The sequence below is a fragment of the Pseudomonas syringae genome, from assembly GCF_023278085.1.
In the GTDB taxonomy this organism is placed as follows: Bacteria; Pseudomonadota; Gammaproteobacteria; order Pseudomonadales; family Pseudomonadaceae; genus Aquipseudomonas; species Aquipseudomonas syringae_Q.
Map to the genome: position 1 here is coordinate 4,120,163 of NZ_CP066265.1, position 22,514 is coordinate 4,142,676.

Annotated in this window: 13 protein-coding genes; 9 read left to right on the top strand and 4 right to left on the bottom strand. The window is 59.7% G+C overall.

Annotated elements, in window-relative coordinates:
* Positions 1–41 precede the first annotated feature (41 nt).
* Positions 42–632 (bottom strand): phage tail protein, encoded by a 591-nt coding sequence (locus tag I9H07_RS18405; RefSeq protein ID WP_024675979.1) that lies wholly within the window; start codon positions 630–632, stop codon positions 42–44.
* A 352-nt stretch (positions 633–984) separates the two neighbouring features.
* Between I9H07_RS18405 and I9H07_RS18410 the strand changes: the two genes are divergently transcribed.
* The 9 genes from I9H07_RS18410 to I9H07_RS18455 all read left to right on the top strand — a co-directional run bounded on the left by I9H07_RS18410 (position 985) and on the right by I9H07_RS18455 (position 18,594).
* Positions 985–1,821, top strand: coding sequence for a sulfotransferase family protein (locus tag I9H07_RS18410; RefSeq protein WP_058391211.1), 837 nt, complete (start codon positions 985–987; stop codon positions 1,819–1,821).
* 115 nt (positions 1,822–1,936) lie between these two features.
* Positions 1,937–3,340, top strand: coding sequence for a DUF4347 domain-containing protein (locus I9H07_RS25150; protein ID WP_432760450.1), 1,404 nt, complete (start codon positions 1,937–1,939; stop codon positions 3,338–3,340).
* Positions 3,341–3,554: 214 nt separating this feature from the next.
* Positions 3,555–4,988 carry an Ig-like domain-containing protein gene (locus I9H07_RS25155; protein WP_248957186.1) on the top strand — a complete coding sequence of 478 codons (1,434 nt, stop codon included), beginning with the start codon at positions 3,555–3,557 and terminating at the stop codon, positions 4,986–4,988.
* Positions 4,943–11,593 carry an Ig-like domain-containing protein gene (locus I9H07_RS18430; protein ID WP_432760455.1) on the top strand — a complete coding sequence of 2,217 codons (6,651 nt, stop codon included), beginning with the start codon at positions 4,943–4,945 and terminating at the stop codon, positions 11,591–11,593. The genes I9H07_RS25155 and I9H07_RS18430 overlap by 46 nt, the downstream gene beginning before the upstream one ends.
* A gap of 93 nt (positions 11,594–11,686) precedes the next feature.
* On the top strand, positions 11,687–13,180 hold the full coding sequence (locus I9H07_RS18435; protein ID WP_024675728.1) for a TolC family protein: 1,494 nt from the start codon (positions 11,687–11,689) through the stop codon (positions 13,178–13,180).
* Between the two features lie 348 nt (positions 13,181–13,528).
* The gene (gene gcvH / locus I9H07_RS18440; protein WP_024675729.1) at positions 13,529–13,912 is read left to right on the top strand and encodes a glycine cleavage system protein GcvH; all 384 of its coding nucleotides are present in this window, start codon (positions 13,529–13,531) and stop codon (positions 13,910–13,912) included.
* 10 nt (positions 13,913–13,922) lie between these two features.
* Positions 13,923–16,787 carry an aminomethyl-transferring glycine dehydrogenase gene (gcvP, locus tag I9H07_RS18445; protein ID WP_236533979.1) on the top strand — a complete coding sequence of 955 codons (2,865 nt, stop codon included), beginning with the start codon at positions 13,923–13,925 and terminating at the stop codon, positions 16,785–16,787.
* 66 nt (positions 16,788–16,853) lie between these two features.
* On the top strand, positions 16,854–17,978 hold the full coding sequence (gcvT, locus tag I9H07_RS18450; protein ID WP_236425636.1) for a glycine cleavage system aminomethyltransferase GcvT: 1,125 nt from the start codon (positions 16,854–16,856) through the stop codon (positions 17,976–17,978).
* A gap of 403 nt (positions 17,979–18,381) precedes the next feature.
* On the top strand, positions 18,382–18,594 hold the full coding sequence (locus tag I9H07_RS18455) for a cold-shock protein (protein ID WP_005891387.1): 213 nt from the start codon (positions 18,382–18,384) through the stop codon (positions 18,592–18,594).
* A gap of 55 nt (positions 18,595–18,649) precedes the next feature.
* On the opposite strand, the gene I9H07_RS18460 is transcribed toward I9H07_RS18455, so the two are convergent.
* The 3 genes from I9H07_RS18460 to lptF form a co-directional block, all read right to left on the bottom strand.
* A protein-coding gene (locus I9H07_RS18460) for an IS3 family transposase (RefSeq protein WP_200866803.1) occupies positions 18,650–19,872 on the bottom strand; the annotation gives its coding sequence in 2 pieces (ribosomal slippage) (positions 18,650–19,521 and positions 19,521–19,872; 1,224 coding nt in all).
* A gap of 200 nt (positions 19,873–20,072) precedes the next feature.
* Positions 20,073–21,134, bottom strand: a complete 1,062-nt coding sequence (gene lptG, locus I9H07_RS18465) for an LPS export ABC transporter permease LptG (protein WP_024675732.1) — start codon at positions 21,132–21,134, stop codon at positions 20,073–20,075.
* Positions 21,121–22,248, bottom strand: a complete 1,128-nt coding sequence (gene lptF / locus I9H07_RS18470) for an LPS export ABC transporter permease LptF (RefSeq protein WP_024675733.1) — start codon at positions 22,246–22,248, stop codon at positions 21,121–21,123. The genes lptG and lptF overlap by 14 nt, the downstream gene beginning before the upstream one ends.
* Between the last annotated feature and the right edge of the window lie 266 nt (positions 22,249–22,514).

Genomic DNA, 22,514 nt, shown 5'->3' on the forward strand with positions numbered 1-22,514 from the left:
GCGCGAAATACAGAAAAAGCCCGTCCCTGGGCGCGACCCACTCAACTCCGGGTTGGAAAAATCCCTTGCAGGGCAATGCTGAAGTTTACGACCAGAAACGGATTCATGCTGTCGAGAGGCAAGCTGCCGCCAACGGGCTGCATGGTTCCACTCACAGCGGTGGTCACACCTTTTTGTACGACAGGCGTTGTTCCCGCACTCGGCGAGAAGATATTGGCGGACATCGGCCCGGTGGTAGAAGCGCCAATGAACGCATTGTCGGTGGTTGGCGCGATGGTCGCCCCGGCCACTGCCGGATTGGCCAGATTGATCGTGGTGGTCGCTGTCAGTGTGCTCAGTGCATGTACATGGGCTGGCATATTGGCAATGGCAACCGTTACCTTCTCAACCCCCGAACTGGCGCCCATCACACGGGGAGTGAGGTTGACGCCGGAGCCCTGATTCACCGGCACTCGACCTTGCAAATTGGGCACCATGAAGGTTGACGAACCGTTACCTCCGTACGTGACACCCATTAGCGAATACAAAGCCTGGTATTGGTTGACGCTCATTGTTTGTCCGTTGCATTGCACCCAGCCATAAGGTGCAAAATCAAAACCAAACATCATGATCGAACCCATAAAAACTTCCATATACCCTCATCCTTCTCTGTCATGCCATGGGAAACGTCTATCCACCAGATTACGGTTTCAGGTGGCAAGGTGAGAGCGTAGACGCAGTTTTCGGGTGTGTAAGTGTTTTATAACCTTTACACCCAGTGACACCGCACTGCCATAGTGACGGGAAGTTCACTACCGTTCATCTGATAGTCGTCCTTTCAATCCGGGGATAACCCAATGAAACCGGGCCGGCGGACGCTGCATCCACTATTCCTTCGCTGATGGCCTAAAGACATGCGGACTTGTGTCGAACTCTTGGCATATAAGTACATTTCGTTACGCCGTTCGAACACTCACCTGAATAGCTGTTTTGCGGGGCGCATGGATGCAAAAATTTCATTTCATCGCAGGCTTGCCACGATCGGGCTCCACCCTGCTTTCGGCTATTCTTCTGCAAAACCCACGCTTCCATGCGGGCATGAGCAGCCCGGTCGGTTCGCTGTTTTCCAGCATTCTTGGCCAGTGCAGCGCTGGCAGTGAATTCTCTTCAGTGATCAGTACCGACGTACGTCGCCGCTTGTTGCGCGGAATTTTCGAATCCTATTACGCCGACAAGGCCGACAAAGACGTGGTGTTCGATACCAACCGCGGCTGGAGCTCCCGTCTGCCCGCGCTCATGGACCTGTTCCCACAAAGCAAAATGATTGCCTGCGTACGCAACGTCGCCTGGGTGATGGACAGCATCGAGCGCTTGTACCGTGCCAACCCTTTCGAAAACACCAAGCTGTTCAACGATGACGTCGAGCGCAACACGGTTTACAGCCGGGTCGAGACGCTGGCGCAGCGCAACCGTCTGGTGGGCTTTGCCTGGGCATCGCTCAAGGAAGCCTATTACGGCGAGCATGCCGACTCGATTCTTCTGATCGATTACGAACTGCTGTCACAGGCCCCGGAGCGTGTCATACGGCTGATCTACGACTTCATCGAAGAACCGTGGTTTGAGCACGACTTCAACAACCTCGCCTATGACGCCCCCCAGTTCGACGACGCGCTGGGCATGTCCGGTCTGCACAAGGTCAAGCCGCGCGTTGCGCTGGAGCCCAGGTCCACCATCCTGCCGCCGGACCTGTTCGAGCAGTATTCAAAGTTGTCGTTCTGGAATGACGGATCTGCCAGCGCAGCCAATGTCATCCGCATGAAATCAGACGCCGCGGTCAGTTGATCGCGGTTTTATCAGTCGTAACGTTCGATCTCTGGTGAGCAGCATGTGGTGGAATAAACAAAAGTCGCGGACTGCAAAGCGGGCACCGTCGAGTGCAACCTCCCCCGTTTCCCCCATGATCATGTCTCTCGAACCGCGCATGCTGTTCGACGGTGCGGTCGCGGCGACGGTCGCTGAAGCGGCCCAGCCCGACAGCCAGCCCACGCCCGATGCATCGGCCAAGAGTGCCGAGCAGGCCAACAGCGCCAGCAACGATCATCATGCGCAAGCGCCAGCCTCTTCGGACGTGGCCGCAACACCCGCCGCCGTGCCCGGCACCACCGTTGTGTTTGTCGATTCCAGGGTCAAGGATTCTGCCAGCCTTCTGGCAGGCGTTGCGCCTGGTGCCCAAGTAGTCGAACTAGACGCTACCAAGGATGGCCTGCAACAGATTGCCGATTACCTTGAATCCCATCAGGGCGTCAGCTCAGTGCAGATCATTGCGCACGGCAACTCCGGCGACCTGTGGCTGGGCAACAGTTACGTCTCTGCCGACAACATTGCACAACGCAGCGCGCTGCTGGCCGAAATCGGCAACGACATGAACGCCGGCGGCGATATTCTGATCTACGCCTGCAACACCGCCGAGAGCGACACCGGCCTGAGCTTTGTGGACTCGCTGGCCACCCTCACTGGCCGTGACGTTGCTGCGTCCACCAACCGCACCGGCGTGGGCGGCGACTGGGATCTGGAGATTGCCACCGGCAGCATCGAAAGCGTCAGCGCCCTGTCGCAACAGTCGATGGACGCCTACCAGTGGGGGCTGGCGACCTTCACCGTGACGTCTACCAGCAACACCGGCACAGGCAGCCTGCGTGAAGCGCTGACCAATGCCCAGAACGGCGATATCGTGACCTTTTCGACCGGCATGACCGTTGCGCTGCAAAGCCAGCTGGTGGTCAGCAAGAACATCACCCTCGATGGTGACCTGAACAACGACGGCGTTGCTGACGTGACGCTGGACGGCCAGAACAGAACGAGCGTGATCAGGGTCAATTCCGGGGTAACGGCCACACTCGACGGCGTGATCATCACCCGAGGCGTAGCCAGCACCGCGGGTGCGAGCAGCGGCGCGAGCATTGCAGCCTCTGACGCACTGGGTGGCGGCATCAATAACGCCGGCAACCTCACGCTGCGCAACGTCACAGTAACCGCGAACTCGGCTGCGGGCGGTGGCGGCGGCGGTGGCGTCAACTCGCCAAACGTGGGCGGCGGCGGCGGCGGTGGCGGCGGCATTGGCGGGCAGAACGGCGCTGCGGGTGGCAGTGCCGGCACCTACCTCCACCGCCCCGTCAGCCAATACCGGCGGCAGCGGGGCATCGTTCAGCACTGCCTATCTGGCAGGCCAGGGCGGCAATTCAAGCGGCGGCGGGGCCGGAGGAAATGGTACGCCTGTCGGTTACACCAACGGTGGCGCAGGCGGTACAGCGACCAGCGGAGCCCGAACCATTGGTGGCGGTGGCGGCGGCTCGGGCTTTGACGCCAATGGCGGCAGAGGTGGATCAGCAGTCGGCGGCATTTACAACGCTTCGACCGGCACTCTGGCGATCATCGGTACCTCGACCATCAGCAGCAATATCGGTGCCGGCGGTGGCGGTGGTGGCGGCGGCACGATTGGTGGCAACGGTGGCCGTGGCATCGGCGCGATCTGGAACAAAGGCACGGTCAACATCACTTCCAGCAATAACTCGGCGATGACCGGCAACGTGGGCGGCAGCGGCGCAGGCGGCCAAGGAAACGGCAGTACGGGCAGCGTCAACGGCACATCACCCACTGCCGTCAATAACATCCTCAACGATGGCGGCACGCTGAACATTGCCTATACCGCTGATACAACTGCGCCGACAGGCTCCAGCATCGTGATTGCCAACACGTCCTTGAGTTCGGGCGGCACGTCGCTGGTCACGTTCACGTTCAGTGAGCCGGTCTTCGGCCTGGAAATCTCCGAGATCACCGTACCCAACGGTACGTTGAGCAACCTGGTGACCACCAACAACATTACCTGGACAGCTACTCTCACGGCCTCGGGCGATATTTCTGACAGTTCCAACGCCATCAGCCTGCCGTTATCGGCGGTGCAGGATTCTGCCGGCAATATCGGCACCGGGACAGTGACCTCCAATAACTACGCAGTGTCCGATACCGTGCCGCCGACAGTGACTGTCGCGGTGGCGGACACCGCCCTGGCGGCAGGCGAAACGTCACTGGTCACCATTACCTTCAGTGAAGTGGTCGCCGGCTTCGACAATGCCGACCTCACGGTGGCCAACGGCACATTGACCGCTGTCAGCAGCAGTGACGGCGGCAAAACCTGGACCGCGACGCTGACGCCGACCGCCAACCTGACCAGCACCGTCAACCAGATCAGCCTGAACCGGGCCGGTGTGCAGGACTTGTCCGGCAATGCGGGGACAGGCGTCGCCACGTCCAACAACTACGCCATAGACACGTCGCGCCCGACCGCAACCATCGTGCTGGCCGACAGCGCTCTGAGCATTGGTGAAACCTCACAGGTGACCATCACCTTCAGCGAAGCGGTGACGGGTTTCACCAACGCGGACCTGACCGTTGTCAATGGCACCCTGAGTAGCTTGACCACCAGCAACAACGTTGTCTGGACTGCGACGTTTACGCCGACCAACAACATCACTGACAGCACCAATGTGATTACCCTGGCCAACACGGGCGTCAGCGATGCAGCGGGCAATACAGGGTCGGGCACCACCGACTCGAACAACTACGCCATCGATACCCAGCGTCCGACCGCAAGCATTCTGGTGGCAGACGCCAGCCTCACGGCCGGTGAAACATCGCTGGTGACCATTACCTTCAGCGAAGCCGTCAGCGGGTTTACCAATGCCGACCTGACCGTGCCCAACGGCACCTTGAGTACCGTCACCAGCAGCGACGGCGGCATCACCTGGACCGCGACCTACACGCCGAACAACAACGTCAACGACACCACCAACCTGATCAGCCTGAACAATGCGGGCGTCGCGCGGACCTGGCGGGTAACGCAGGGGTCGGGACCAGCAACTCGGGCAACTTCACCATCGACACCGTGCGCCCGAGCGCCACCGTCGTGGTCGCAGACAGCGCTCTGTCTGCGGGTGAAACCTCGCTGGTGACCATTACCTTCAGCGAAGCCGTAACCGGGTTCACCAATGCCGACCTGACCGTTGCCAATGGCACCTTGAGCGCGGTGAGCAGCAGCAACGGCGGCATCACCTGGACCGCAACCCTCACACCAAGCGCAAACGTGACCGACACCAGCAACCTGATCACGCTGGATGCAAGCGGTGTTGCCAACGCTTCCGGCAACGCAGGCACAGGCACGATCAACTCCAACAATTACGCCATCGACACCCTGCGTCCGACCGCCAACATCGTGGTGGCAGACAACGCCCTGTCCATAGCTGAAACCTCGCTGGTGACCATCACCTTCAACGAGGCGGTCAGCGGTTTCAGCAATGCCGACCTGAACGTCAGTAATGGCACGTTGAGCGCCGTCAGCAGCAGCGATGGCGGTATTACCTGGACTGCTACCCTGACGCCGACAACAGGGATTACCAGCAACAGCAATTCGGTGATTCTGAACAACGGCGGTGTGGCCGATCTGGCCGGTAACGCAGGCAGCGGTCTGAGCACCTCGAACAACTACGCCATCGACACAGCGCGCCCGACAGCCAGTATCGCGATGTCGGACAATGCCTTGACCGGGGGTGAAACCTCACTGGTAACCATCACCTTCAGCGAGGCAGTGAGCGGCTTTAGCAACGCCGATCTGAGCGTACCGAACGGCACGCTGAGCGCCGTCAGCAGCGGCGACGGCGGTATCACCTGGACTGCAACCTACACGCCAAATGCCAATGTCGCCGATACCACTAACGTCATCACTCTGAACAAAACAGGCGTGACCGATCTGGCAGGTAATATCGGCAGCGGCACGACCGACTCCGGCAATTTCACCATTGCCACTCAGCAGCCGACCGCCACCGTCGTGGTCGCAGACAGCGCTCTGTCTGCGGGTGAAACCTCGCTGGTGACCATTACCTTCAGCGAGGCAGTGAGCGGCTTCAGCAACGCCGATCTGACGGTTGAAAACGGCACCTTGAGCGCCGTCAGCAGCAGCGATGGCGGTATCACCTGGACCGCCACCCTGACGCCGACTGCAAACGTCACCGACACCAGCAACCTGATCACGCTGGACAACGCCGGGTTTGCCAATGGCTCTGGCGTGACCGGTAATGGCATTACGTCCTCGAATAACTACGTCATCGACACCGCGCTGCCGACGGCGACCGTCGTAATTGCCGACAACGCCCTGTCCATAGGTGAAACCTCGCTGGTGACCATCACCTTCAGCGAAGCGGTGAGCGGTTTTACCAATGCTGACCTGACTATCAGTAATGGCACACTGAGCGCGGTCAGCAGCAGCGATGGCGGTATTACCTGGACGGCAACCCTGACGCCGACCGCAGGCACCACCAGCGCCAGCAACTCGATAGTCCTGAACAATGCCGGTGTGACTGATCTGGCGGGTAACGCCGGCAGCGGCCTGACGCTTTCCAGCAACTACGCGGTCGACTCGGCAGCCCCGACGGCGACTATCGTGGTTGCAGACAGCACGCTGTCAGTGGGCGAAACCTCGCTGGTGACCATCACCTTCAATGAGGCAGTCAGCGGTTTCGACAACAGCGACCTGAATGTTCCGAATGGCACTTTGAGCCCGGTCAGCAGCAGTGACGGCGGTATCACCTGGACCGCGACCTACACGCCAACCGTCAATGTGGCTGACAGCACCAACCTGATCAGCCTGAACAATGCGGGCGTCGCGGACCTCGCGGGTAACGCAGGCAACGGTGTCACCAACTCGGGTAATTTCACCATCGACACTGTTCAGCCGACCGCCACCGTCGTGGTCGCAGACAGCGCTCTGTCTGCGGGTGAAACCTCGCTGGTGACCATTACCTTCAGCGAAGCCGTTACCGGGTTCACCAATGCCGACCTGACCGTTGCCAATGGCACCTTGAGCGCGGTGAGCAGCAGCAACGGCGGCATCACCTGGACCGCAACCCTCACACCAAGCGCGAACGTAACCGATACCAGCAACCTGATCACGCTGGATGCAAGCGGTGTTGCCAACGCTTCCGGCAACGCAGGCACAGGCACGATCAACTCCAACAATTACGCCATCGACACCCTGCGTCCGACCGCCAACATCGTGGTGGCAGACAACGCCCTGTTCATAGCTGAAACCTCGCTGGTGACCATCACCTTCAACGAGGCGGTCAGCGGTTTCAGCAATGCCGACCTGAACGTCAGTAATGGCACCCTGAGCGCCGTCAGCAGCAGCGATGGCGGTATTACCTGGACTGCAACGCTGACGCCGGCCGTCGGGGTCACCAACAACAGCAATTCGATCATTCTGAACAATGGCGGCGTTGCTGATCTGGCCGGAAATGCCGGCAGCGGTCTGAGCACGTCGAACAATTACGCAATCGATACCGCGCGCCCGACTGCCAGCATCGTGGTCGCAGACAGCGCCCTGAGCGTGGGCGAAACCTCGCTGGTGACCATCACCTTCAATGAGGCAGTCAGCGGTTTCGACAACAGCGACCTGAATGTTCCGAATGGCACTTTGAGCCAGGTCAGCAGCGGCGACGGCGGTATCACCTGGACTGCAACCTACACGCCAAATGCCAATGTCGCCGATACCACTAACCTCATCACTCTGAACAACACAGGCGTGACCGATCTGGCCGGTAATATCGGCAGCGGCACGACCGACTCCGGCAATTTCACCATTGCCACTCAGCAGCCAACGGCCACCGTCGTGGTCGCAGACAGCGCTCTGTCTGTGGGTGAAACCTCGTTGGTGACCATTACCTTCAGCGAGGCAGTGAGCGGCTTTAGCAACGCCGATCTGAGCGTACCGAACGGCACGCTGAGCGCCGTCAGCAGCAGCGACGGCGGTATCACCTGGACCGCGACCCTGACACCGACAGTCAATGTCACCGACACCAGCAACCTGATCACGCTGGACAACAGCGGCGTTGCCAACGCGTCGGGCAACATCGGCAGCGGCATTAGCTCATCGAACAACTACGCTATCGACACGGCGCTGCCGACGGCGACCATCGTAGTGGCCGACAGCGCCCTGTCCATAGGTGAAACCTCGCTGGTGACCATCACTTTCAGCGAAGCGGTGAGCGGTTTCACCAATGCTGACCTGACTATCAGCAATGGCACCCTGAGCGCGGTCAGCAGCAGCGATGGCGGTATTACCTGGACGGCAACCCTGACGCCGTCCGCCGGGATCACCAACAACAGCAATTCGGTCACTTTGAACAACGGCGGCGTCGCTGATCTGGCCGGTAACGCCGGCAGCGGACTAAGCACGTCGAACAATTACGCACTCGACACTGCGCGCCCGACAGCCAGCATCGTGGTCGCGGACAGCGCCCTGAGCGTGGGCGAAACCTCGCTGGTGACCATCACCTTCAGTGAGGCAGTCAGCGGTTTCGACAACAGCGACCTGAATGTTCCGAATGGCACTTTGAGCCCGGTCAGCAGCAGTGACGGCGGTATCACCTGGACCGCGACCTACACGCCAACCGTCAATGTGGCTGACAGCACCAACCTGATCAGCCTGAACAATGCGGGCGTCGCGGACCTGGCGGGTAACGCAGGGGCCGGTGTCACCAACTCGGGTAATTTCACCATCGACACTGTTCAGCCGACCGCCACCGTCGTGGTCGCAGACAGCGCTCTGTCTGTGGGTGAAACCTCGCTGGTGACCATTACCTTCAGCGAGGCAGTGAGCGGCTTTAGCAATACCGACCTGAGCGTACCGAATGGCACGCTGAGCGCCGTCAGCAGCAGCGACGGCGGTATCACCTGGACCGCGACCCTGACACCGACAGTCAATGTCACCGATACGAGCAACCTGATCACGCTGGACAACAGCGGCGTTGCCAACGCGTCGGGCAACATCGGCAGCGGCATTACCTCATCGAACAACTACGCTATCGACACGGCGCTGCCAACGGCGACCATCGTAGTGGCCGACAGCGCCCTGTCCATAGGTGAAACCTCGTTGGTGACCATCACTTTCAGCGAAGCGGTGAGCGGTTTCACCAATGCTGACCTGACTATCAGCAATGGCACCCTGAGCGCGGTCAGCAGCAGCGATGGCGGTATTACCTGGACGGCAACCCTGACGCCGACCGCCGGGATCACCAACAACAGCAATTCGGTCACTTTGAACAACGGCGGCGTCGCTGATCTGGCCGGTAACGCCGGCAGCGGACTAAGCACGTCGAACAATTACGCACTCGACACTGCGCGCCCGACAGCCAGCATCGTGGTCGCGGACAGCGCCCTGAGCGTGGGCGAAACCTCGCTGGTGACCATCACCTTCAGTGAGGCAGTCAGCGGTTTCGACAACAGCGACCTGAATGTTCCGAATGGCACTTTGAGCCCGGTCAGCAGCAGTGACGGCGGCATCACCTGGACCGCCACTTTCACACCCGGCGCCAATGTGAATGCCAGCACCGGGCAGATCAGCCTGAACAGTGCAGGTGTCACCGATCTGGCGGGCAACACGGGCAGCGGCATCGTCAGTTCGGGCAGTTTCACCGTCGATACGACCAGACCTTCCGCCACCATCGTAATGGCCGATAACGCCCTGTCCGCAGGTGAAACGTCTCTGGTCACCGTCACATTCAGCCAGGCGGTCAGCGGGTTCAGCAACGCCGACCTGAGTGTCGCTAATGGTACGCTGAGCGCGGTGTCCAGCAGCGATGGCGGCATCACCTGGACTGCGACCTTCACGCCAAACGCAAACGTGACCGACGCAGGCAACCTGATCACGCTGGATAACACCGGCGTTACCAACGCGTCGGGCAATGCCGGCAGCGGCGCCACGGTTTCAAACAACTACGCCATCGATACTCAGCGCCCGACTGCAACTGTCGTGATCGCTGACAGCCTTCTGACCATCGGTGAAACATCACGAGTGACCATTACGTTCAGCGAAGCGGTCAGCGGGTTCAGCAACGCCGACCTGACCATCGCCAATGGCACCTTGAGCACTGTCAGCAGCAGCGACGGCGGTATCACCTGGACCGCAACCCTGACCCCCGATGCAAACGCTGCGAGCACCAACAACGTGGTGACGCTTAATAACGGCGGCCTGACGGACCTGGCAGGCAATGCAGGGAGTGGCACGACGCAATCCAATAGCTACGCCGTTGATCAGGCCCGCCCAACCGCCAGTATCGTGGTCGCCGACAGCGCCCTGTCTGCGAACCAAACCTCGCAAGTCACGATTACCTTCAGCGAAGCGGTCAATGGCTTCAGCAATGCCGACCTCGCAGTTGCCAATGGCACCTTGAGCGCAGTCAGTAGCAACGACGGAGGCATTACCTGGACTGCAACCTTCACGCCGAACGCAAACGTGACCGATGCGAGCAACCTGATTACGCTGGACAACACCGGAGTCGCTGACGCTTCAGGTAACACCGGCAGCGGCATTACGTCGTCGAACAACTATGCGATCGATACGGTGCGGCCTACCGCGACCATTACTGTTGCCAATCCGAATCTGGGCATTGGCCAGACGTCGCTGGTGACCTTTGCCTTCAGCGAACGGGTAACCAATTTCGATCTGTCGGACATCAGCGTAGGTAATGGCACACTGTCCAGCCTGAGCAGCAGCGACGGCGGCCTCACCTGGACCGCAACCCTGACGCCGGATGCCAACGTCACCACCGCGCCCAACAACTTCATTGTTCTGGACAGCTCGACCGTCATTGATCTGGCCGGCAACGCGGGCACGGCCATAGCGCTCTCCAGCAACTACAGCATCGATAACCAGCGTCCGACGGCGACCGTATCCATCGCCAACCCGAACCTGGCAACGGGTCAGACGTCACAGGTGACATTCGCTTTCAGCGAGCCGGTGAACAACTTCACCCTGTCGGACGTCAGCGTGGCCAATGGCACGCTGTCCAATCTGGCCAGCGGCGATGGCGGTGCCACCTGGACCGCGACCCTGACGCCGACTGCGAACGTCACTGACCCGAGCAACTTCGTTGTGCTGGACAGCAGCACGGTAACTGACCGGGCCGGTAACGCGGGCACCGGCATCGCGCTGTCGCCGAACTACACCATCACTGCCACTGCCACATCGCAGGCGGGCGACCCGCAGTTCCGCGTCGACACGCCGGCAGCGTTGATCAGCACGGCCAATCTCCCGCTGCAACCGAGCGTGTTTAATCCACCGACCGGCAATCTGGGCTCGCCATTGAGCTTTTCGCCGCTCTTCGAGCAGCGCACCACCGGGGGTGATCTGCCGCCGGTGGGCAATATCTTCATTACCAATCGTGCACTGGCACCGAGTTTTATTGCGCAAGTCTTCGACTCCAGCAGCGTCGGTGGTCAGGGGTCGGGGTTCCTCGGCTTCGGCAGTGGCGAGGGCAGCGTATTCGGCACAAGTACGCTGTCGACGCTGTTTTCCCGCGAAGCGGCTACGGATACCTCGGCCACCGGAGCATTCGATGGCCGCACCGGCAGTGGCTTGCAAGAGTCTTCGCAGAGCATTCAGTCCGGGTTCGGCGCGCTGACCCTGGGCCAGCAGTTGCAGCAGATCACCGATAACGAGCAGGAAAAACTACGCGCACTGGCATGGGCTTTAGGGGAAGTCGGTGTGAGTGAAGCGCAAGCCTGAGACAGGGCTTGAGTAATGCGCCGCCCATGTGCGGCGCTCATAAAAAAGAATGTGGTAGTCAGGGGTGGTCGGAGCATGAAAAGAAGTCAGAAGTTGTTCAGCATCAGTCTGCTGGCGCTGGTAGTGAGCGGTTGTGCTGTCACCAGCCAGCCCATCGACCGAAGCGCCAGCGAGCAGCGCGCCAAGAGCGATCTGCAACTGATGTACAGGGATCAGGAGCCATTGAACGGTGCTTTGACCCTCCATCAGGCCATGGCTCGCGCGGTGAAGTACAACCTCGAAGCACGCTTGAAAATCATGGAGGAGGCGCTGGCCAAGCGCCAACTGGACCTCGCCAGTTTCGACATGCTGCCGCGCATGGCATTGTCCGCAGGCTACGCCGGGCGCAGCAACGTCAGCGCCTCCAGCAGCGAAAGCGTCCAGACCGGCACTCAGTCTCTCGAACCATCGACCTCTCAAGACCGCAGTCGCCGGGTCGCTGACCTGACCATGGTCTGGAACGTGCTCGACTTCGGCGTCAGCTACATCAGCGCCAAACAGCAAGGCGACCAGCGCCTGATCGTTCAGGAACGACGTCGCAAGGTCATCAACACCATCGTTCAGGACGTGCGTTCAGCCTACTGGCGCGCTGTGGCTGCCGAACGCATGCTCAAGCAGATCGACAGCCTGATGGTCCGCGTTGAAAAAGCGCAGGACAACAGCCAGAAAATGAGCGAACAACGCGTGGGGGACCCGGTGCAGGCGCTGGGTTATCAGCGCTCGCTAATTCAGGCAACGCGTCAACTGGAAGAGCAACGCAAGGCGCTTTCGCTGGCCAAGACCGAACTGGCCACCCTGATCAACCTGCCGCTGGGCACTGATCTTACCCTGGCTACACCGGACGATTACCCGATCCCGGAACTCCGAGTCGACATGGCGCGCCTGGAAAACGAGGCGCTGGCGAGCCGCCCCGAGCTACGCGAGCAGGATTATCAGACCCGTATCAGCTCGGCCGAAACCCGCAAGGCGATGCTGCGCATGCTGCCCGGCCTGGAATTTTCGGCGGGCGGTCATTACGACAGCAACTCGTTTCTGGTCAACGACAAATGGGCTGATCTGGGTGTGAAAGTCACCTGGAACCTGTTCAACGTACTCTCGGCACCTGCCGCCATTGACGTCGCCAAGGCAGGTGAAGAAGTCGCCACCGCACGTCGTCAGGCAATGTCCATTGCCATTCTGGCCCAGCTCTACGTGGCCAACGCCAACTACCATGAAGCATTGCGCCAGTTCAAAACCAGCCAGCAATTGTCGGACATCGACAGCCAGATTGTCGGTCAACTGCGCAACCGTTATAAAGCCGCAGGGCTGGGCGAGCTGGATTTGATTCAGGGCGAGCTGAACACCCTGCAGGCCGATTTGCGTCGAGACCTGGCGTACGCTGACCTGCGCAACGCCTACGGTCAGATCTTCGCCAGTGCAGGTCTGGATCCGCTGCCATCAGAGCTGCCGTCCACCAAGGTGCAGTCGATTGCAACCGCCCTGAATGCGCGGGAGTCGCAATGGGAAGCAGGCAATATTTCCGTCGCCACTGCCGTACCCAAGCCGTAGGCTTCTGCGAGATTCGGTATCCAGTCAGCGCCTATGCGCATCTGGATGTCACGTGATCGGTACTCCTCAGCGCACCCTCACCGCGCGTCTTCTGAAACGAAATCATTACAGCGTAATGATTTCGCTCCAGGTTACTGCAACCCCTTGGTATCAAGGCGTTGATCAGAAAGGCATTTTCCGTTGGCGATGATCTGTAGCGATTTCGCTACAGCTCTCAATCACCCGCCTCCCTCGCAAAACCCCAACCACTTGATTTTAAAATAAAAATTAAACATGGCCGCGAAATTGCTAAGTCAAAGCCATTGTGTTTTGCGCCAAGCGCGCACCCTTATCATCCGAGGAGTCTGCATGAGCGAGTTGCGATTTACCGTTGATCACGAATGGCTGCGTGCCGAAACCGACGGCAGCGTGACGGTGGGCATCACGCCGTACGCGCAAGAGTCGCTTGGCGATGTGGTTTTCGTGCAGCTTCCGGAATTGCAGACCTACACTCAACACGCCGAAGTGTCGGTGGTGGAGTCGGTAAAAGCCGCCAGCAGCATCAACATGCCGCTGGACGGTGAAGTGGTCAACGTCAATTCGGCGCTCGACGCTACGCCAGAGCTGGTCAACGAAGACGCGCTTGGCGCAGGCTGGTTCTTTCGCTTCATCCCGCAAGATGCCACGGCCATCAACGGCCTGCTGGATCAGGACGCCTACGACCGCCTGATCAAAGCCAACGCCGAAGCCTGAGGAGCACGCCATGACTGACCCTATTCAACTGACCACCGCCAACGAATTCATCGCCCGCCACATCGGCCCACGCGCCGACGACGAGCTGGCCATGCTGCAAACGCTGGGTTTTGACTCCATCGAAGCACTCAGCGATAGCGTGATCCCGGAAAGCATCAAGGGCACCAGCGTGCTCAACCTGCCTGCCGGACAGAGCGAAGCCGATGCGCTGGCGTCCATCAAAGCCATCGCCAGCAAGAACCAGCTGTTCAAGACCTACATCGGCCAGGGTTACTACAACACCCACACACCGGCCCCAATCCTGCGCAACCTGCTGGAAAACCCGGCCTGGTACACCGCGTACACGCCCTACCAGCCAGAAATATCCCAAGGCCGCCTGGAATCACTACTCAATTTCCAGACCCTGATCAGCGACCTGACCGGCCTGCCGATTGCCAATGCCTCGTTGCTCGACGAAGCCACCGCAGCGGCGGAAGCGATGACGTTCTGCAAGCGCCTGAGCAAGAACAAAGGCAGCCAGCAGTTCTTCGCCTCCAGCCACTGTCACCCGCAGACACTCGATGTATTGCGCACCCGCGCCGAGCCGCTGGGTATCACGGTTGTTGTCGCAGATGAGGCAGACCTGGGCGATGTCAGCGATTATTTCGGTGCGCTGCTGCAATACCCGGCGAGTAATGGCGACGTGTTCGATTACCGCGAGCTGGTCGAGCGTTTCCACAGTGCCCACGCGCTGGTAGCGGTTGCGGCTGACCTGCTGGCCCTGACCCTGCTGACCCCGCCAGGCGAGTTTGGCGCAGACGTGGCGATCGGCAGCGCGCAACGCTTTGGTGTTCCGCTGGGCTTCGGCGGCCCGCATGCGGCCTATTTCTCGACGCGCGACGCATTCAAGCGTGACATGCCGGGCCGCCTGGTCGGTGTCTCGGTGGACCGCCACGGCAAGCAGGCCCTGCGCCTCGCCATGCAAACCCGCGAGCAGCATATTCGTCGTGAGAAGGCCACCAGTAACATCTGCACCGCGCAAGTTTTGCTGGCCAACATCGCCAGCATGTACGCGGTGTATCACGGCCCCCGCGGCCTGACGCAGATCGCCAAGCGCGTTCACCAGCTAACGGCGATCCTTGCCGAAGGCTTGAGCCAGTTGGGCCTGAAAGCCGAACAGGCTTTCTTCTTCGACAGCCTGACGCTGGATACCGGCAGCAAGACCGCCGCACTGCACGCCGCCGCCCGCGCCCGCCACATCAACCTGCGCGAGATCGACGACCAGCGTCTGGGCCTGTCACTCGACGAGACCACCTCGCAGTCGGCGGTCGAAACATTGTGGGAAATCTTCGCCGGCGATGGCCAGAGCATTCCGGACTTCGCCGCACTGGCGGGCAACGTTCAGTCGCGTCTGCCGACAGCCCTGCTGCGCCAGTCGACAATCCTCAGTCACCCGGTGTTCAACCGCTACCACTCTGAAACCGAGCTGATGCGCTACCTGCGCAAGCTGGCTGACAAGGACCTGGCGCTGGACCGCACCATGATCCCGCTGGGCTCCTGCACCATGAAACTCAACGCCGCCAGCGAAATGATCCCGGTGACCTGGGCCGAGTTCGGTAACCTGCACCCGTTCGCGCCTGCCGAGCAAAGCGCCGGTTATCAGCAACTGACCGACGAGCTGGAGGCCATGCTCTGCGCAGCCACCGGTTATGACGCAATCTCGCTGCAACCCAACGCCGGCTCGCAGGGTGAATACGCCGGTCTGCTGGCGATCCGCGCCTACCATCAGAGCCGTGGCGATCAACACCGTGATATCTGCCTGATCCCGTCATCGGCCCACGGCACCAACCCGGCGACCGCCAACATGGCGGGCATGCGGGTGGTGGTGACCGCTTGCGATGCCCGCGGCAACGTCGACATCGAAGACCTGCGCGCCAAGGCCGTTCAGCATCGTGACCAGCTTGCGGCCATGATGATCACCTACCCGTCGACCCACGGCGTGTTCGAAGAAGGCATCCGCGAAATCTGCGGCATCGTGCACGACAATGGCGGTCAGATTTACATTGATGGCGCCAACATGAACGCGATGGTTGGCCTGTGCGCGCCGGGCAAGTTCGGCGGCGACGTCTCGCACCTCAACCTGCACAAGACCTTCTGCATTCCGCACGGTGGTGGCGGCCCTGGCGTCGGCCCGATTGGCGTCAAGTCGCACCTCGCGCCGTTCATGCCCGGTCATGCCCGCATGGAACGCAAGGAAGGCGCGGTCTGCGCGGCGCCGTTCGGCAGCGCCAGCATCCTGCCGATCACCTGGATGTACATCCGCATGATGGGTGGCGAAGGCCTCAAGCGCGCTTCACAACTGGCGATTCTCAACGCCAATTACATCTCGCGTCGTCTCGAGGAGCACTACCCGGTGCTGTACACCGGCACCAACGGTCTGGTGGCGCACGAATGCATTCTTGACCTGCGCCCGATCAAGGACAGCAGCGGCATCAGCGTCGACGACGTGGCCAAGCGCCTGATCGACTTCGGTTTCCACGCGCCGACCATGTCGTTCCCGGTGGCCGGAACCCTGATGATCGAGCCGACCGAGAGCGAATCCCGAGAAGAGCTGGACCGTTTCTGCGACGCCATGATCAAGATCCGCGAGGAAATCCGTGCAGTCGAGGACGGCACGCTGGACAAGGAAGACAACCCGCTGAAGAACGCGCCGCACACCGCTGCGGAAATCGTCGGCCAGTGGAGCCATCCTTATAGCCGTGAGCAGGCGGTGTACCCGGTCGACTCGTTGATCGAGAACAAGTACTGGCCTCCGGTCGGGCGCGTCGACAACGTATTCGGCGACCGCAACCTGGTCTGCGCCTGCCCGTCCATCGAGAGCTATCAGGAAGCCTGATTTGCCCCGCTGGCTGTGCCATTCATCCTGACGCAGGCACATGGCCCGCCCAACAAGGAATTCAACATGTCCACCGATAAGCTGCTCACCACCCCGCTGCACGCACTTCACCGCGAACTGGGCGCGAAGATGGTGCCTTTCGCTGGCTACGACATGCCCGTGCAATACCCGGCTGGCGTGATGAAGGAACACTTGCACACCCGCGCTCAGGCCGGACTGTTCGACGTCTCGCACATGGGGCAGATTCGCCTTGGCGGTGCGGGCGCTGCAAAGGCGCTGGAAACCCTGGTGCCGGTCGACATCATCGATCTGCCGGTTGGTATGCAGCGCTATGCGATGTTCACTGACGAATCGGGCGGCATCCTCGACGACCTGATGGTCGCCAACCTTGGCAATGATCAGTTGCTGCTGGTGGTCAACGCCGCCTGCAAGGAGCAGGACCTCGCACATCTGCGCAAGCACTTGGCCGGTCAATGCACGATCGAACCGCTGTTTGAAGAGCGCGCCCTGCTCGCACTGCAAGGACCGGCGGCCGTAACGGTGCTGGCACGCTTGGCACCTGAAGTGGCTAGCATGACCTTCATGCAGTTCACCAGCGTCACGCTGCTGGGCGCTCAGTGCTTCGTCAGCCGCTCGGGCTACACCGGCGAAGACGGCTATGAGATTTCAGTTCCGGCTGAGCTGGCAGAAGCACTGGCGCGACGCTTGCTCGATGAGCCGGAAGTCGCGCCTATCGGCCTCGGCGCGCGTGATTCGTTGCGTCTGGAGGTCGGTCTGTGCCTGTACGGCCATGACATGGACACTGAGACTTCGCCGATTCAGGCCAGCCTGTTGTGGGCGATCTCCAAAGTACGCCGCGCTGATGGCGCGCGCGCGGGCGGATTCCCCGGTGCCGAGCAGATTTTTGCCCAGCAGCAAAACGGGGTGGACAAGAAGCGCGTCGGCCTGCTGCCGCAGGAGCGCACACCGGTACGTGAAGGCACGCAGATCGTCGATGCACAGGACGCAGTCATCGGCACAGTGTGCAGTGGCGGCTTCGGCCCAAGCCTGGGCGGACCGCTGGCGATGGGTTATCTGGACAGCCAGCACACAGCACTGGACACAGAGGTCTGGGCCATGGTGCGCGGCAAGAAAGTTCCAATGCGGGTGACTAAAATGCCTTTCGTTGCGCAACGTTACTTCCGTGGCTAAATAAAGGCGTCAAAAAAACAACCCTGTACATCGCGCCCTGTTCGCTGTTGCCAACGACTTAATTCCATTGGGAACAGCGAATCTGTTATGCAAAAAATGCACCTATAAAGTGCAAAATATTATAGCGAGCCTGCGCCTGCACAGTATCAGTGAATACCGGCAAAATCTCGCTGAAGCCCCCGGAAACACGGTACGAAGCGGGTAAACAACAGGGGCTTGTTTTTGTAATGAGAGTTGGCGTAGAGTTTCTGAACTGTGTTTGCATGGGTCGCTGAATCTGGACCTGGGCAGTAGCTCTAGGTTGCTACACCCGTTCTACGTTTCTTACTTCCTGCAACCAGCCCCAGTACTCTTTCCTGTGGAAGAGGCTGTCATTAATTCAAGCGTCAAAGGAAATAAGAAAATGGCTGAACGTCAGAGCGGTACCGTCAAGTGGTTCAACGACGAAAAAGGTTTTGGTTTTATCACTCCTGAGAGCGGGCCGGATCTGTTCGTACACTTCCGGGCGATTCAGGGTAATGGCTTCAAGAGCCTGAAAGAAGGCCAGAAAGTTACCTTCGTTGCGGTACAGGGCCAGAAAGGTCTGCAGGCTGACGAAGTTCAGGCTGAAGGCTAAACGCAGCCTTCTCATGCTTGTCTAGTCCTGAAATAGGTTTACACCTGTTTCACGCTCAAAACGCCCGATGCACCGCATCGGGCGTTTTGTATTTCAGGGATAAGTGTGGCCGCTCTCCGTTGTAGATCTGCACCGATTCATCCACCATTTTCACTGCATCTGCCAAGTCTTTAGGTCGATGGAGTAGAAACTCGGTCTTCAAAATCCCGTTTACTCGCTCGGCCATAGCGTTCTGATAGCAGTCATAGCCATCAGTCATCGAGCACCGGATTCCATGCCTGGTATGCAGCTGCTGATAGAGATCGGAACAGTACTGGGCGCCGCGATCTGAATGATGAATCAGCATCTGATCGGTTTTTCGCTCACCTACCGCTTTTTCCAGTGCCTTTATCACCGACTGGGTATGCAGGCTTTCATGCACATGATGACCAACGATCTTGCGTGAGTACGCATCGGTTACAAGGCTCACGTATGCCACGCTTTCCTGCGTAGGCAGATAGGTGATGTCTGCAACCCAGACCTGTTCGGGTCCATTGGCCACGACTTGTTCCGGACCTGCTTTGAGCAGGTTGGGGTGGCGGCGAAAGCGATGATGACTATGAGTGGTCTTGTGATAAGCCCGTTTGCGCGCAACCAGTTCGCGCGCATCACGAAGGATGGTAAACAGACGGTCTCTACCCACGCACAACGACGCAGGAGCTTCGACGCTCATCAAGTAGTGCAACTTGCGCGCTCCCAACCTTGGCTGGCGACGACGCTTTTCCAGAACGAAATCCATTACCTCTTGGTCCTGGCGGACCCTGGCATCAAAAACGCGATTACGCTTGTAATACGCTTGGCGCGAAATGCCCATGAACAGGCAAGCCCTGCTAATACTCAGGTCTTGGATTTGCCCTTGCGAGAGGACTTGCCGGGTCGCTTTTTTACGACAGAAACGCCGTAGTCATTTTTCAGAACGTTGACGACGGCTTCAAAGAACTGGGCCTTCTGATTGCTCAGCATCAGCTGTTCTTCAAGCTCTTTAATCCGCTGCTCGGGTGTCGGCGGGAGGGTTGGCTCGGTCATGGACCTGCTCCTCGGCTCTCGAATTGATGCGCCTTGGCTCCAATCCTGTCGACCGTGCTTTCGTAACCAGACCAGCACCGTCGACCGGCCTTGGATGCCATAGCGTCGTTGGGCTTCTTTATAACTCAACTCGCCTTTTTCAACCTGATCTACGACCGATAATTTAAAGGCTAGCGTGTAATCGCGCTGGCTGCGCCTTTTACCCGTATCCATTGAGTCCTCCTGAGGAAAGGTCAGAAGGTGTAAACCTTATTCAGGACGGGACAGCTGTACACAAAAAGCCTCTGGCATCGCTGTCAGAGGCTTTTTTGCATCTGCGGTCAGATAACACTGCGAGCTTCAGCGGCAAATGGCGCTAACCATCGCCCATGAAAAAGCCGACTCGACGTCGGCTTTTTCAGTGATGTTCCGACCTACCCGGCGCGGCGCAGCAGCAACACGCCTGCCAGTGCACAGACCGCAGCAGGCAGCAGCACTGCCAGCAGTGGCGGGAAGCCGAACAGCAGACTCGACGGGCCCAGCAGGTCCTGAATGATGCGGAAGGTAAAGCCGACCACAACACCGGTGAACACGCGCTGGCCCAGCGTTACAGAACGCAACGGGCCGAAGATGAACGAGATGGCCATCAGCACCAGTGCCACGGTCACGGCCGGTTGCAACACCTTGGTCCAGAACGCCAGCCAGTAGCGGCCGTTGCTCAGGCCCTGATCAGCCAGGTAATGGGAATAACTCCAGAGGCCGCTGATCGACAGCGACTCGGGCGGCATGATGACCGTGCTGAGCAATTGCGGACTCAGCGATACATCCCAGCGCTCGTCCGGCGTATTGACGACTTCGGTGCTGCCTTCATTGAATTTCGTGGTGGTGACTTCCTTCAATTCCCAGTAATCGGTCTTGAAGTGGGCTTCCTTTGCGAAACTGGAGGTCAGCATGTGACGCTGATCGTCGAAGCGATAACGCGTCACCCCCAACATCAACCCGTTGGGCTGCACCGTATTGATGTGGATGAATTCATTGCCCTGGCGGTGCCACAGACCATGCCGGGCGCTTTGCGCATCACCCGAGCCCTGGGCCAGCGAACGAGCCGCTTGGGCCTGGTTCTCGGCATAGGGTGCGACGTACTCGCCCACCAGCACGCCGGAAATCATCAGCAGCAGCATCGGTTTCATGACCGCCCAGACGATGCGCCCGATGGACACACCGGCCGCGCGCATGATGGTCAGCTCACTGCTGCTGGCCAGCGTACCCAGACCGATCAGACAACCGATCAGCGCTGCCATCGGCAAGGTGTCGTAGACGCGGCGCGGCGCAGTCATCATGACGTAGCTGAGGGCATCCACAAGCGTGTAGGTGTCACTGATATCGCCCATCTCGTCGATGAATGCGAACAATGAAACCAGGCCCAGAATGATCCCCAGAACCGCGAGGATGGCCAGCAGCACGCTTTTACCGATGTAACGATCAAGCTTGACCACGAGTCACCTCCGTGACGCTACGACGACTCGCCATCTTCAGCCGTATGGGCTCCCAATAGAACAACACCAGACCGATCGCCAGATAGATAGCGTGCACCCACCACATGCCGAGGCTGAGCGGCAGCTTGCCTTTCTCCAGCGAACTGCGCACCGAAATCAGAATGGCCAGATACGACATGTACAGAAGAATCGCCGGAAGCAGCTTCAGGTAACGGCCCTGACGCGGGTTGACCCGCGACAGCGGAATAGCCATCAAGGTTACGATGAACACCGACAGCGGCAGCGATATACGCCATTGCAGCTCGGCCACGGAACGCGCTGCCGGATTGCCGAACAGTTCGCTGGTCGGAATGGCTTCACGGTCGGTGATTTCTTCACTGATTTCAGGCTTGGGCAACGCCGCGCCATAGGTGTCGTACTTGATCACGCGATAGTCGGCAGCGCCCGGAGTACCGTCGTAGCGATAGCCGTTTTCCAGAATCAGGAAACGACTGCCATTGGGCTGGACCTCCTGATGCCCCTTCTCGGCTACCAGAACGGTGATGCCGTTGTCCTTGCTCGTGTCACTGGACATGCGTTTTTCAGAAATGAAGACGCCCGCCAGCTGCGAGCGATCCTCCGACAGTTCCTTGGTGTAGGTGATACGCGTGCCGTCGCGCAGTGCCTGAAAACGACCTGGCACCAGCGTGTCGAACTCGGTCATGGCATCCTGCTGATTGATCAGCAACGAAAACTGCGCAGCACCCTGCGGCGCCAGGCTGAAACTCAGCCAGGCAACCACCAGCCCGACCAGCGCCGCCGGGCCCATGGTAATGGCGAGCAGACGCTGCTGGCTCATGCCGGTCGCAGCCAGCACGGTCATTTCACTTTCCAGATACAACCGGCCATACGCCATCAGGATGCCGAGAAACAGCCCCAGCGGCAGGATCACCTGCAGAAAGCCCGGCAGGCGGAAGCCCATGATCATGAACAGCACGCCTGGATCAAGCGCACCGGAAGCGGCCTGCGCCAGGTACTTGATGAAGCGTCCGCTCATGATAAACACCAGCAGCACGGCGCTGACCGCGCTCAGGGTAAGCAGCACTTCTCGGGACAGATAACGAAAGACAATCAAACCAGACACTCCAGAGTTGTCAGGCTCAGGCAGCCAAACAGGGAAAATTGTGAGCCACGGCAACCGGAAATTCACGCCTGCAAAAGGCGCGGGCATCAAAAAATATGCGGCATTATCCTGTGATTGTGTGTTTCTGTCACTGCACACCGGGGATAGTTCGCACATACAGGTAAAGCAGGCGGCTCTGCGGGGTTGTCAGCAGTCGTACAGGGGGGTCAAACTGCAAGGCTTAGCGCGGCCATCGCCCTTGAGAACACCCTGGCCCT